Source organism: uncultured Methanobrevibacter sp. (genome assembly GCF_902769175.1).
Lineage (GTDB): Archaea > Methanobacteriota > Methanobacteria > Methanobacteriales > Methanobacteriaceae > Methanobrevibacter.
This window is the reverse complement of the sequence record NZ_CACXNW010000047.1, coordinates 1-13,978: the sequence shown is the minus strand read 5'-3', so window position 1 is coordinate 13,978 and position 13,978 is coordinate 1. Positions and strand designations below refer to the sequence as shown.

10 protein-coding genes and 2 tRNA genes are annotated in these 13,978 nt (G+C 32.3%); 5 read left to right on the top strand and 7 right to left on the bottom strand.

Annotated features, from left to right (window positions below):
• Positions 1 to 268: 268 nt before the first annotated feature.
• Both QZV12_RS12940 and bioA read left to right on the top strand, forming a co-directional pair.
• Positions 269 to 1,180 carry a hypothetical protein gene (locus QZV12_RS12940; RefSeq protein WP_295622500.1) on the top strand — a complete coding sequence of 304 codons (912 nt, stop codon included), beginning with the start codon at positions 269 to 271 and terminating at the stop codon, positions 1,178 to 1,180.
• 97 nt (positions 1,181 to 1,277) lie between these two features.
• Entirely contained in the window at positions 1,278 to 2,633 is a 1,356-nt protein-coding gene (bioA, locus tag QZV12_RS12935; RefSeq protein ID WP_295622498.1) for an adenosylmethionine--8-amino-7-oxononanoate transaminase, read from the top strand.
• 292 nt (positions 2,634 to 2,925) lie between these two features.
• On the opposite strand, the gene leuS is transcribed toward bioA, so the two are convergent.
• Positions 2,926 to 5,799 (bottom strand): leucine--tRNA ligase, encoded by a 2,874-nt coding sequence (leuS, locus tag QZV12_RS12930; RefSeq protein ID WP_295622496.1) that lies wholly within the window; start codon positions 5,797 to 5,799, stop codon positions 2,926 to 2,928.
• Between the two features lie 499 nt (positions 5,800 to 6,298).
• Between leuS and QZV12_RS12925 the strand changes: the two genes are divergently transcribed.
• Positions 6,299 to 7,306, top strand: a complete 1,008-nt coding sequence (locus QZV12_RS12925; protein WP_295622494.1) for a TRC40/GET3/ArsA family transport-energizing ATPase — start codon at positions 6,299 to 6,301, stop codon at positions 7,304 to 7,306.
• A 227-nt stretch (positions 7,307 to 7,533) separates the two neighbouring features.
• On the opposite strand, the gene QZV12_RS12920 is transcribed toward QZV12_RS12925, so the two are convergent.
• Entirely contained in the window at positions 7,534 to 8,025 is a 492-nt protein-coding gene (locus QZV12_RS12920) for a DUF2115 family protein (RefSeq protein ID WP_295622492.1), read from the bottom strand.
• Complete coding sequence (locus tag QZV12_RS12915; RefSeq protein WP_295622491.1) at positions 8,022 to 8,582, bottom strand: DNA-3-methyladenine glycosylase I; 561 nt, start codon at positions 8,580 to 8,582, stop codon at positions 8,022 to 8,024. The genes QZV12_RS12920 and QZV12_RS12915 overlap by 4 nt, the downstream gene beginning before the upstream one ends.
• Before the next feature lie 228 nt (positions 8,583 to 8,810).
• On the opposite strand from QZV12_RS12915, the gene QZV12_RS12910 reads away from it, so the two are divergent.
• Positions 8,811 to 10,004: a TIGR00375 family protein gene (locus tag QZV12_RS12910; protein WP_295622489.1), complete on the top strand. Its 1,194-nt coding sequence runs from the start codon at positions 8,811 to 8,813 to the stop codon at positions 10,002 to 10,004.
• A 210-nt stretch (positions 10,005 to 10,214) separates the two neighbouring features.
• On the opposite strand, the gene QZV12_RS12905 is transcribed toward QZV12_RS12910, so the two are convergent.
• From QZV12_RS12905 to QZV12_RS12890, 4 genes are all read right to left on the bottom strand, one after another.
• A tRNA-Arg gene (locus QZV12_RS12905) sits at positions 10,215 to 10,289 on the bottom strand.
• Between the two features lie 91 nt (positions 10,290 to 10,380).
• A tRNA-Arg gene (locus QZV12_RS12900) sits at positions 10,381 to 10,454 on the bottom strand.
• Positions 10,455 to 10,629: 175 nt separating this feature from the next.
• A complete protein-coding gene (locus QZV12_RS12895; RefSeq protein WP_295622487.1) occupies positions 10,630 to 11,202 on the bottom strand; it encodes a hypothetical protein in 573 nt (190 codons plus the stop codon).
• 544 nt (positions 11,203 to 11,746) lie between these two features.
• Entirely contained in the window at positions 11,747 to 12,316 is a 570-nt protein-coding gene (locus tag QZV12_RS12890; RefSeq protein WP_295622485.1) for an endoglucanase, read from the bottom strand.
• Between the two features lie 651 nt (positions 12,317 to 12,967).
• Here QZV12_RS12890 and frhA point away from each other — a divergent pair.
• The coding region (frhA, locus tag QZV12_RS12885) for a coenzyme F420 hydrogenase subunit alpha (protein WP_295622483.1) at positions 12,968 to 13,978 on the top strand (1,011 nt) is incomplete at its 3' end.

Sequence of the window (13,978 nt, the reverse complement as noted above, 5' to 3'; positions counted from 1 at the left end):
CTATAATAATAGATTGTACTTCATTGTATATAAATTTAAAGGAAAATAAGTTAAGAAAAAAAGTGACTGATGGTCATAATCGTGACACACCCTCAAATTATCATTTCATTAAATTTTTCACTTTTTTTATAATTTTATAATTATTTTAGATTATTAAATGGGCTTGAAATATTAAAATTAGTTTGTAAAATTGATTTTATTTTTAACTGACTAATTTAAATACTAGTTTTCATATATTAATATTAAACAATTATTTTTACACGATATTATGACATTTGATAAGGATTTTTTGCAACAATCAAATTCCTCATCATCAAGTTATAAAATTGAAAATAATGATTTTAGGGTTCATAAGCCTTATGACAAATACTTTAAAAATCTGATGTCTATTGCTGGCGAAGGCTTTATGAAGTTAATGGGGTTTCCAATAAAAATCAAACAATTTCATAATGCCGAAAAGATCAATGAAATCTCGGTATTTAAGGAAACAGGTTTGGAAACAATAGTAATCGTCATTAGTTTGGATGCTAAAGAGGATTCTGATGAATTGTTTGGATTTGGAGAATATTTCAATAAAGATTCTGGAAAGGGAAATTCATTAAAAATAGAATATGGGTTTACTCCACATGTCAAATCGTTAACCAGTATGAATTTATCGTTATATTTAAATATTATTGAAAAAATAGTAAGAAATAACGAAAAACCGGATGAATATGCTTTAGCCATATTGTTTTCAATTCCATTTATGACAGATGATGTTGAAGAAAAGAAGAAATTAATATTGAAAACTGCAGATTTAGCATCAAAACTTAATATTGAAGATATAGGCCTTTTTATTGCTGTTGTAAATAATCAAAGGTTGCTAGCTCAGACAGTTTTAGATAAAGATGAATTTAAACAATTTATGAGGTTTTGTAAAATGTTTGATGAATTGGATTTATATAAATTGGATATGTATGAAAAACAAGTTTTAGAAGAATTAGCATGGAAAGAAGGTAGGGAAATAGGCATTAAAGAAGGTAGAGTAGAAGGTAGGGTAGAAGGTGAGAAGAAAGGTGAGAAGAAAGGTGTTGAGAAGACTGCTTGTAATATGTTGGAAAAGGGCTTTTCATTAGATGAAGCTTCACTCGCTACTGGATTAAGTTCTGATTATATTACTAAATTATGCAATTCCAAATAATTTTTCATTAAAAATTTATTTATTATAAAGTTTAATCTTATATTGTGGTAAAAAGATAAAAAATAAAAGTTTTATTATCAGATTATAAGGTTTTAACATGAATGAAAGTAATAAATGTGTTGAAAAGGATTTGGCCCATATTTGGCATCCTGCTTCTCAGATGAAGGATTATGAAGACTTTCCGCCAATAATCATAGACCATGGAAAGGGAGTTAAGCTATATGATGTAGATGGAAATGAGTATATAGACATCATTAGCTCCTGGTGGTGCAATTTGCTTGGTCATTGCAATGATGAGGTAAGTGAGGCTCTAAAAGAGCAGGTGGATAAATTGGATCATGTTCTTTTTGCTAATTTTTCACATAAGATAATTATAGAATTATCTGAGCGTTTGATTAAGGTAATGCCGGAAGGACTGAATAAGTTCAGTTTTGTTGATAACGGTTCAGCATCTGTTGAATGTGCATTGAAGATGGCTTTCCAATATTGTGCCCAAAATGGAAAAGAGCATAAGAAACGTTTCATGTGCTTTACTGATGCTTATCATGGAGAAACATTAGGTGCATTGTCTGTAGGTGCTCTTGATGAGTATTCAAAGGTCTTTGAACGGATTATGGTTGATACAATAAAGGTTCAAGCTCCTGACTGTTATAGGTGTCCATACAATAAGCACAGAGATAGCTGTGAATGTGAATGCTTTGAAGATGCAGAGAAGAAGTTTGAAGAGTATGGCCATGAGACCTGTGCCATGATAATAGAGCCTTTGATTCAAGGAAGCGCAGGAATGAAGATATATCCTCCATTGTATCTTAAAAAGCTTAGGGCACTTTGTGACAAGTATGATGTGCTCTTGATTGCAGATGAGATAGCTACTGGTTTTGGAAGAACAGGGAAAATGTTTGCTGTGGATCATGCAGGAATAAGCCCAGATATAATGTGCATTTCCAAAGGACTTACAAACGGATATATGGCAATGGCAGTTTGTGTTAGCACAGATGAGATTTATGAAGGATTTTATGGTGATTATGCTGACAATATTGCTTTTATGCACAGTCACACCTATGCAGGAAATCCTCTTGCTGCAAGTGTTGCAAATGCAACATTGAAGATTATGGAACGGGATAATGTTCTTGAAGATGCAAATGAAAAGGCAATTTGGCTAAACAATCGCTTCCATGAAATCTTTGACAGCCATCTGAATGTTGGTGAAATCAGGCAGATGGGTTTGATCAATGCCATTGAATTGGTTGAAGACAAGGAGTCTAAAAAAGGCTTTGATTCAAGTGAAAGAATAGGGTATAAAATCTATAAGGAAGCCTTGAAAGATGGTTTAATGCTTAGACCATTAGGTAATGTAATGTACTTCAATCCTCCATTGGTCATTACAAAAGAAGAGCTTGAAGAGTCTTTAGCTATTTGTAAAAAATCTATTGATAATGTTTTATTAAAATAATTTATTTTAAAGGGCTTTAAATCATATTTAGAGCCTTTAAATTTCTATTTTTTTTCATAGTTTTTTCTATTTTTTTATGGTCTGATTTTTTCTGTTAAAATTAGTATTTTCATTTGGTTTTTTCTAATTTATTATGTTTGATCTTTTTTGTTAAAATTAGTTTTTTTCTAATTTTTTATGATTGATCTTTTGTTAAAAATAGCATTTTTTTAGAAAATTAGATATTAAGATATAAAAAAGAAAAGAAGAATAGCTAGTTGAAATAGCTATTAAATTTATTTTATTTTTCCACCTATTCCATGAAGATAGCTGGTTTATAAGGCATTGCATTTCTTGCCTTGTTTTGTGGGTCGTAGCTGTCATCGGTATGGATAATTACTTCAGATCCGACTTCTGCTTCAATGAAGTCCTTTGCATCATTTAAGATGGTTGCTTCATCGATTTTACCGATGTATCTTGTTTTGGTCATTTCTCTAGATATCTTCTTAGCAACAGCTGCTATTTCCTTTTTGTTATCATAGATGTTTTGACCGATTGCTCTTCCCATGATTTGGCCGATATCAGGTTTTCCAACTTCATCAGCTATTTTGTATAAGTCCCATTTCCAGTCTGGAGACAAGTAAATGTGGATTTTTTCAGGGTCTGTGTCAACAATGTTTTTGATTTCATTGATGTCCTTTACAATGTTTTGGACGAGAGACTCTGATCTTTCAATCTCTTCGCTGATTAGGTCTTCGTTGTATTTAGGCCATTCTGCAAATGAAACGTAACCTTCTCCACCATATTTGCTCCAAAGCTCTTCAGATGTGTGTGGAGTAAATGGAGCAAGCAATCTAATCCAGTTGCTTAAAAGGGTTGACAATACATAGATTACAGCAGGGTCTTTCTTGTCAAGAAGGTCTTTGACTCTGTACATATAGTGGTCTAAGTCTTTTTTAAGCAAGAATAATGCATGCTGCAATGCTTGTCTGGTTTGGAAAACTTCAAGTGCAACAGTAGCTTCTTTGATGTGGACATTCATTTGATTGATCATCCATTTGTCAATGCTGCGTTCAAGAGCCACTTCTTCAATATTGGTCAAGTCTAATTTTTCTCCTTTGATTTCTTTGACCTTTTGTGCAAATTCTCTAAACCATTCAAGTCTTCTTTGGGTTCCTCTAACCTCTTTTTCTCTCCAATCGAAATCTTGCCATGGTTCAGCTGATGCCATTAAAAAGAGCCTTACAACATCTGCGCTGTACTCTTCAATTGCATCTGCAAGGAGGATAACATTACCTTTTGAGGAAGACATCTTGTTTCCTTCAAGAAGTCCCATACCAAATACAACAGTTCCTTTAGGCCATTTTTCCTCTGGATAAATTGCTGCGTGAGTAAACATTAGGAAGCTTAAGTGGTTACCAACCAAGTCCTTAGCAGATAATCTCCAGTCAAGAGGATACCAGTAATTGAATTCAGCTTGAATGTCATCAACAATTTCAGGAGCAACAGTTATCTCATCACTGTCTACACCTAAGAATACCTTTTCAAAGAATGCTTCATTCAAGTCTTCAGGGTCCATGTCCCTAAGATATTTAGCTATTGAATAGTAGGACATGTACATTGTAGAGTCGGATAAAGGTTCGATAAGCCATTGGTCATCCCATGGCACTCTGGTTCCAAGACCTACTCTTCTGGAGCAAGCCCAATCATCAAGCCAGTTAAGGTAGTATTCAAAGTTGGAACGGATTTCTCCAGGAATGATGGTCTCTTGAGCAAGGAGCTTTTGGGTTTTTTCAGTCCATTCCTCATCACCATATCTGATGAACCATTGGTCATCCATCACCTTAACTACACATTTGTTACCGCATCTGCAGATTACAGGTCTTTCTGCAAAGTCATACATGATGTCTGCACTTCCTGCTTCAATCATGTCTGCCTTGATTTCATCTCTGATATATGCAACCCTTTTTCCTGCATACTTTTTAATGTGGGCGCTGATGTAACCTTTGTTGTGTTCCGCTTTGTATAACTCATCAGTTGCATCCTGTACTTTAGGGTCATTTTGGTTTTCAATTCCCATTCTTTCAACAACTTCCACAGCTGGGAATTCTCCGTATCCCTTTACGGTTACAACATTGATAGGTTCTGCCTTAGCTACTTCATCTGCTATATCGAACTCTGCAATCAAGTCTGCATTTTCCTTTAAGTCTCTAAGTGCGATATAGTCTGCAGGTGCGTGAGCAGGTACAGAGAATACTGTTCCTGAACCATATTCTGGGTCTACAAAACTTGCAGGGAATATAGGCAATGGCTCTCCATTAAGAGGATTCTTAACATATTTTCCGATTAATGGTTTAGGGTCAACATCTCCAATGATTTCCAAGTCATGCTGATTGGAAAGGTTTAGGAAAGCTTCATTACTTATAATCCATTTTTCACCTTCGCATGCGCCGGATTTCACTTCAACTTCAATGTAGTGAACTTCTGGGTTTAGCCATACGTTTGTTGCTGCAAAAATGGTTTCTGGCCTAAAGGTTGCAGGTACGATAAAGAGTCCTTCTTCGATTTCAAATTTAATCAAGGTCAATTCGTTGACTCCTACACCTTCACCTTCTAAAAGGTCGTGGTCTCCTACAGGGTTTTCATCGTGAGGACAGTACTTTACAGGGTGTTCACCATGCTTGATTAAGCCTAAGGATTTAAGCTTATTTGCTTGCCATGTAATGAATTTCTTGTAAGTTGGATCGATAGTTCTGAATTCCCTTCTCCAATCGATGGAATAACCCATATCATCCATTACTGTGTGATATTCGTTACTGAAGTATTTTACAATATATTCTGGGTCTTCCAATTTTGGAAGGGTGTCATGAGGTACCTTATGAACTCTTTCGTATAAGTCAAGGGTCCATGGGTCTTTTCGTTTGATTCTGTCTGCAATACCTATAACAGGTGCACCGGTTACGTGCCATGCCATAGGGAATAATACGTTATAGCCTTCCATTCTTTTAAATCTTGCATATACATCAGGTACAGTATAGGTTCTACCGTGTCCAATATGCATAGCTCCACTTGGATATGGATAAGCCACTGTTATGAATAATTTTTCTTTTTCATTAGGGTCAGATTGAAATAGCTTATTGTCTCTCCAGATCTTTTGCCATTTCTTTTCGATTTCGTTATTAGTCACTGAATCACCATTTGTTTTTTGATAATTAGATAATTATGATTATAATTTAATAGTTTGTAGAAATTAATAAATCATATTAATTTATATTTATTATTTTTATTTAATATAAAATTTTCATTGCTCAAAGTATTTTTTAAGACATTTATTAATTTTTTTTTTAAAAATAGATTAGAATTATAATGATAGATATAGGTAGTTTTTCTTAAAAAATAATCTTCATTGAAATTTTGGACAATGCTTTTTCATAAAAAAAGATAAACTTTATATGTCATAAGAATAAAATAACTTATTGTTACTAAAACTTTTTAGATAATGTTTATTGATAAAATAATTTTTTATGATAAATCAATTATTCTAAGTAAAAAAACGTTTATTGATAAAATGATTTTTATGATGATCATTTATTCTAAGTAAAATAATGTTTATTGATAAAATGATTTTTATGATAAATCAATTATTCTAAGTAAAAAAATTATTATAAATCCTTAGGAGGTTTATTATGGCATTTAAAGACATATTCAAATTTAAGCAAGGCCAAACCACTTTTATATTTGTTGGTGGTAAGGGAGGAGTTGGAAAAACTTCAATTTCTTCAGCTACTGCATTGTGGTTGGCAAATCAAGGTAAGAAAACCTTAATCGTATCAACAGATCCTGCTCATTCATTATCAGATTCACTTGAAGTGAATATTGGTCATTATCCAGTTCAAATCAATGAAAACCTATTTGCAGTTGAAATTGACCCAGATAAGGCAATGGAAGAAAAGCAAAGAGCTATTGAAAGCAAAAAATCCATGGCAACTTCCGACCAGCTATTAGGTCTTGATTTCTTAGGAGAACAGATGGACTTGGCTTCAGCATCTCCTGGTGCTGATGAAGCAGCTGCATTTGAAGTTTTCCTATCTGTAATGACTTCCAATGAATATGATGTTGTAGTATTTGACACTGCTCCAACTGGACACACATTAAGATTGCTTTCATTCCCAGAAATCATGGACTCATGGGTAGGTAAATTGATGAAGGCAAAAGCTGCATTGGGAAATGCTACAAATGCATTAAAAAATATCATTCCGTTTATGGATGCAGATGAAGATTTACAGACAAGACAGGAATTGGAAGAGACTAAAAAACAGATTGATGAAGCTAAGGCTGTATTGTCTGACCCTGAAAGAACTACCTTTAAGATGGTAGTAATTCCGGAGGAAATGTCCATTTATGAATCAGAAAGAGCTATTGAAGCTTTAAACAAGTATGACATTACCACTGACAGCATAATCGTAAATCAGGTAATGCCAGACATTTCAGATTGTGACTTCTGTCATTCAAGATACACATTGCAGCAAAAACGTTTAGCCTTGATAGATCAAAAGTTCAAGGACCAAGTCGTTGCTGAAGTTCCTTTATTCAAGGATGAGGTTAAAGGTCAGGAAAAATTAATGAAATTAGCTGAAATCCTATATGAAGGAAAGGATAATGATGAAGTCCAACATGATGTAATTCAGTTGTAACTCTAAACTTCCTTTCAAACTTCACTCCAAACTTTTACTCGCCTTCGGCTCGCAAAAGTTTGATCAAAAATCTTTTCACTTGTTGGGAGGTTTGACCTTTTTTCTTTTTTTATTATTTTATTTTCACTTGTTGAGAAGATTTATCTTTTTTCTTTTTTTATTATTTTATTATTTTAACTCGCTTTTTTTGTAAATATTATATTTTTTTCATTATTTTTTATAGTTTCTTATTTTAATTCACTTGGTTTGCAAACACAGTACTGGCAAGTGTAATAATCCTTAGCAATTTTTGCCTGTTCTTCTTTAATGTCGCAGTAGTATATTGTTTCACCATCTTTTTCTTCAGCAAATACGGTTTTTCCATTATGCATATCTATTCCAATAGGGTGCAATGGCCTTTTAGCTATTAGACTTAAGTAAATGCAATTATATGTTATGAATCTTTTAAATATCTCTTCACTTTCAGGTGAACATCCTTCAAAGAATCTTGCCAATTCATCTTTGATGTCATTTATCAGTCCATCATCGATTTCCATATTGCTCTCATCTTCTTCTTCAATATTCAATTCCATAATTTCATTATAGTTTTGAATATGGAAGAGAGCACGTTGTTTGGATGCTTGGTCTGTGTTTTCATCCTTTGCTTTTTTCTCAAAGATTTCAATGTCATAGTCCTTGATGTTTTCCTTTATTTCTTCCAATAAATCTCTTGCTTTCATTTTAATTCCTCGTATCTAAAGCATTCATGAATATGATTCTTTATTATTCCAATTGATTCCAAATAAGAGTAGATTATTGTAGTTCCAACGAATTTCATTCCTCTTTTCTTTAAGTCCTTAGCTATCTTATCTGATAGTGGTGAATTGGTTAGGTAGTTCTCTTCACTGTCTACAAGTGTCTTGTTGTCTGTAAAGTGCCAAATGTAATTGCAGAATGAACCGTATTCCTTTTGTATTTCAATAAATATTTTTCCATTGTTTATTGCAGCATTTATCTTTCCCTTATGTCTGATGATTCCTGCATTGTTTACTAACTCTTCTATCTTTGCATCATCATAATTGGCAACCTTTTCCACATCAAAATTGTCGAATGCCTCTTTAAAGTTTTCTCTTTTCTTTAATATTGTAATCCATGCAAGCCCTGCCTGAAATGATTCGAGAACAAGCATTTCAAAGAGTTCCCTCTCATCGTAAGTTGGAACTCCCCATTCTTCATCATGGTACTTTACATAGATTTCTTCCACATCTTCAGCCCAAGGGCAACGTTTTTTATTCATGCAATCACACTTTAGTTTTTAATTTATACTTTATTATCAATTTTTTTAATAAATAATTAATTATTCTATATTATGAATTTTTAATTAGTTTAGATTTTTAATTAATTTTTTTTAGTTAACTATTAATTTTTTAATTGATTGAATATTTGACTTTAAAATTATTTATAGATTATTTAATATTAAAAATCTTTAAAATTATTTATATTAAAAAATTGAAATGATTAATATATGTTAGTTAATGCAGATTTACACACTCACAGTTGCTTTTCAGCAGCAACTTCAAAGGATATGGTGATAAATAATATAGCTCCAAAATCCCTTGAAAAGGGATTGAAGCTAGTAGGTACCGGTGATGCTTTTCATCCAAAGTGGCTTGACATTGTAGAGGAAAGCACTGAATATAAGGGAGATGGAATTTACTCAAAAGGGGAATGTGACTTCATTCTAACTACAGAAGTTGAGGCACAGCACAAGATTCATCATTTGATCATCATCCCCAATATGGATGCTGCTCGTGAAATGTCTGAAAAGTTGGTATCTTCAAATAAATTTGTTGATGGAAGGCCAAGAAGCCCATTAAGTGGAGCAGAGCTTTTTGATTTTGTTAAGGAATATGATTGCTTGATAGGTCCTGCCCATTCATTCACTCCTTGGACTGGTATGTTCAAGACTTATGATAGTGTTTATGATTGTTATGGAAAAAAGCCGGATTTTGTTGAATTAGGATTATCTGCAGATACTGACATGGCTGATACCATAAAGGAATTGTCTGATTTTGCATTCTTAAGCAATTCTGATGCACATTCTCCATGGCCTCATAGATTAGGCAGGGAATTCAATCAAATAGAAATGGAAGACATCTCATTCTCTTCACTTCAAAAGGCATTTAAGCACAAAACCGTTAAATCCAATTATGGATTGCCTCCTAATTTGGGAAAGTATCATATGACTGCATGCACTAAATGCTATAAGATCATAGACCCAGACATTGCAAAGGAAAATAAAATGAAATGTTCCTGTGGTGGAAAAATCAAAAAGGGTGTGGATTTTAGAATTCGTGAAATTGCTGATTATTCCGAGCCAAAACATCCAAGCCATAGGCCACCATATGTTCATCTGATGCCTCTTGCTGAATTAATAAGCATGGTTTATGATAAGGGAATCACCACTAAAACAGTCCAAGGCATTTGGCAAAAGCTGATTGATGCATTTGGTCCAGAAATTGATGTCTTGATCAATACTCCCTTAGAGGATATTTCAAAAATAGATAAAAAAGTAGCTATTGCTATAGATGGATTTAGAAACAAGACATTAATTGTAGTTCCAGGTGGTGGTGGTAAATACGGTGAAATATCCTTCAATGAAGAAATGGATAAAGAAGAAGAGAAAACTGAGAAAATAGTCACTTTAGATTATTTCTAATATTTCTAAAATTTTTAACATTTATTTATTTTTTTATCATACTATTTTTTAGTTTTAAAAACCTTTTTATTCAATGCTTTTTATTAAATCTTAAACTTTTAAATGTTTTTTATAATAGAATTAGCATTTTTTAATTTAATATCTTTTTTTTAAAAATAGGGTTAGCATTTTATAATTTTATATCTTTTTTTTAAAAATAGAATAAAAAAGCAGGCTTGGCGGGATTTGAACCCGCGGTCTTTAGATTAGGAGTCTAACGCCTTATCCAAACTGGGCTACAAGCCTATCTCATTTTCATTTAAATCTATTTAAGATATCTTAAATAGTCTTATTTTTGAAAATATGTTTAAATATAAATAAAAAATAGTAAATAGAGCGGACCCGCCGGGATTTGAACCCGGGACCTTCGGATTAGAAGTCCGACGCCCTGTCCAGCTAGGCTACGGGCCCTATATACAACATTTAATAGTATGTTTTTTATAATATATAAAACTATTGGTAAAAAGCCCTTAATCTTTTTTCTAAAAATTTAAAACTCTTTTAAAAAAATTATTTTTAAATATTTTGAAATTTTATTTTAAAAAAAATAAAAATTAAATTAAATTAATAATTTAATTTTTTCATCTTAGTTTGTTTTGTTGTTGGTTTTATTGCTGGTTGAATTATCCTCAGTTTGGTTTTTAGTGTCATTTTCATCAGGTTTGTCATCGCTAGGAGGGTTTACTTCTCCACTCCATGCACCTTCTAAAATTCTACCAGTACCTGATCCAACAAGCACATAACCAGTATTACCCTTTGCATCCTTTAAAAGGCAAGTGTAATATCCGCCAGAATTATATTCCACACTGTAACACCAGGAACCTTCCCATCCAGCACCTTCAGCTATTTTTCTAGCTTGTTCTGGGATGATATTGTGGCTTTCTGATTGTGAACTTGAACTGCTACTACTGCTGCTACTGCTACTTGAACTGTAATAGCTGCTTCCACTGTCGCCAGTTCCAGCTCCATCTCCACTTGAACCACTTCCATTTAATCCAGTAGAATTATTTCCTATTCCTGTGTTACCTTGATCATCAGGGGTAAAACCTGCAAGGTCATTAAATACATTATTGCGGTCATTGGTTAATCCGTACGCTGTTACTCCAGCAGCAATACACAATACGATAACGACAGAAATAAGTATGCTTGTGTTGTCCATATTTCCACCTCTTTTTACAATTTTAAAAAAGATTTGTAATATTTTATAAATTTTATGATTATATTTAATACTTTTTTAATATTATTATCAATTTTTTAAAATTGACAATATATATTCTTATTTAGCATCGATATATTATAAATTTATTTATTTTATTCATTGATTTTGTTTTAAAAAGGATTGGAACTCTTAGAAAAATGCCAATAAAAATGGTTTAAAAAGATAGTTTAAAAAATTAAAAATGTATAAAATTGTATTAATTTTATTTTTAATATTTATAATTCTAAAAAAGTTTTAATAATATAAATAAAATTAAAAATAGTTTAAATAAATTTTAAATTTATATTAATATTTATCGATTCTAAAAAAGCTTTAAAAATACAAATGAAAATAAAAAAAGTTTAAATGAATATTAAATTTATTTTAATTATTAAAGAATAATAAAAAAGTTTTAAAAATTAGTTTTATTTTTTAAAAATCAAAAAAAAGTTAAAGGGGAATATAATTAAATTATATTCCATTTTTTTTAAAATTTAATAAAGAGTTATGCTCTTCCTAAGTTAGCACCGCTGTAACTGATTGCTATTGCATCAACTACAGTTCCGTTAGAATCAGAGATATAACAGATGTATTCACTTCCATCATCTTTTACACTGCTTACATAAGCGCCTGCTTCGCCAATGAAACCGCTAGCAATAGATTTTGCTTGGTCAGCACTTATCTTATTGGATGATGGGGTGTTTCCACCACTTCCAGATCCTCCATTTCCAGACCCGCCGTTAGAGCCAGAACCAGAGTTACTACCTCCGTTAGTGTTAGTTCCACCACTGCTTCCGCTGCTTCCGCTGCTGCTACTACTGCCGCCGCTGCTTCCGCTGCTACTACTTCCACTAGAACTTGAACCAGTATCTGCTGGAGCTCCAGTATCAGTTGTTTGTGGTGTGTCAGTTCCTGTTTGATCAACGCCAGTGTCTCCAGAGTCTGAACTGTCTGGAGTAAATCCAGTTAAATCGTTGAAAACTGCATTGTTTCCTTCACTGATTCCATAAGCAGTTACTCCTGCAGCAATACATAATACGATTATAACAGATATTATAATATTTGAGTTATCCAATTTTTCACCTCCTTTAATTGGAAGATTTGAGATAAAAAAATCTCATAAACATGAATAAATATTAAACAGAATTTTAAAAAATTTCTATAATATTTACTATTATTTCTATTTTAGATTTATATATATCTTTCCAAAAATTAATTTGTATTTTATTCATTTGCACCTTTGATTTTATAAATGTTTTCATTTTTATTATTACATTTTCATATCGTATTATTATTTTTGGAAATTCTAGTATTAACATGTGTCTCTGATTTTGATGAAATCATATATGTAATAATTTTATATAGAAACTTTTATTACTTTTTTTATATTTGTTATTATTTTTCATTTTTTTATTATTATTTTTTGAAAAAATTTTTTTATGATTTTTCAATTTTTTAAAAAAATTTGTCATTTTCATTTGTCATAATTTATCATGATATTTATTTTCAATTTTGATTTTTTTTCAATTTATCTGCTGTCTGATAGCTTCTTTTTATGCTTTTTTGAATATTCTTAATGAATTTTTAAATTATCTCAAATATTTAGGCTTACCTAAACATTTAACCTATTTAAATGTTTCTTTTTGTCTCTTATCAAACAATTTATATTATGATAAAATAATATATATTATTGTTAGCTTCTAACTTTTAAAATTTTGAATTAGTCATGGAAATTGACGATGAAGGGATCGTTACCAAAGGTAGATACTTCAGTATCACACCTGTCAGAGGCTTAGAGAAAATGGTTACAGGTAAAGCACCTGAGACTGCACCAGTTCTTTGTCAAAGAATCTGTGGGGTATGTCCAGTACCTCATACAATGGCATCTGTTGAAGCAATGGATGACTCTTTAGACATTGAAATTCCAAAAGCAGCTGCTTTGTTAAGAGAATTAACAATTGCATCTTCTAACTTAAACAGTCACGCAATTCACCATTTCTTAGTTGCTCCTGACTTTGTACCTGAAGATCTTTTCAAAACTGCAGTAGACAGTGTTGGAACTATTAGAAAAACAGCACAATATGTTGTAGATATGGTAGCTGGTGAAGGTATCCACCCATCTGATATCAGAATCGGTGGTATGGCAAGAAACTTATCTGAACTTGCACGTAAAAAATTATACACCAGAATGAAAGCATTAGTCCCAGTAGTAGACAATCACGTTGAATTAATGACTAACTTAATCCTTGAAAAGGACATTCCTGAAGGATTAGGTGCAATCAATGCTCCTGTATTTGCAAGTGATGTTATTTACGGTAAAAGAGAATTCTTCGATCTTGACAGATTTACTGAAATTGTACCAGAATTATGGTATGATGACCCAGAAATCGGTAAAAGAGCATGTACTACTGTACCATTATACGATGGTTTAGCAGTAGAAACTGGTCCTAGAGCAAGATTAGACAAATTCCAAGGCTACAAAGAAAAAGGTGTTGTAGCTCAACACTTAGCAAGAGCTCGTGAAATGAAAACTTACCTTTCCAGAGCAATTGCTCTCTTAGATGAATTAGACACTGCTGCTAATACCCTCGCAGATTTCGACCCAAGAGGAACCAACAAATTAGGTATCGGTGTAGTTGAAGCTCCTAGAGGAACTGATATTCACATGGCACAAGTAAAAGACGGAAAAACCGCTTTCTACAGTGCATTAGTACCAACTACTTGGAACATCCCAACT

Coding starts and splice junctions, on each gene's coding strand:
- QZV12_RS12915 (WP_295622491.1), bottom strand. CDS start 8,582: ATGAATAAAAAACGTTGCCCTTGGGCTGAAGATGTGGAAGAAATCTAT.
- QZV12_RS12925 (WP_295622494.1), top strand. CDS start 6,299: ATGGCATTTAAAGACATATTCAAATTTAAGCAAGGCCAAACCACTTTT.
- QZV12_RS12920 (WP_295622492.1), bottom strand. CDS start 8,025: ATGAAAGCAAGAGATTTATTGGAAGAAATAAAGGAAAACATCAAGGAC.
- QZV12_RS12910 (WP_295622489.1), top strand. CDS start 8,811: ATGTTAGTTAATGCAGATTTACACACTCACAGTTGCTTTTCAGCAGCA.
- bioA (WP_295622498.1), top strand. CDS start 1,278: ATGAATGAAAGTAATAAATGTGTTGAAAAGGATTTGGCCCATATTTGG.
- QZV12_RS12940 (WP_295622500.1), top strand. CDS start 269: ATGACATTTGATAAGGATTTTTTGCAACAATCAAATTCCTCATCATCA.
- QZV12_RS12895 (WP_295622487.1), bottom strand. CDS start 11,202: ATGGACAACACAAGCATACTTATTTCTGTCGTTATCGTATTGTGTATT.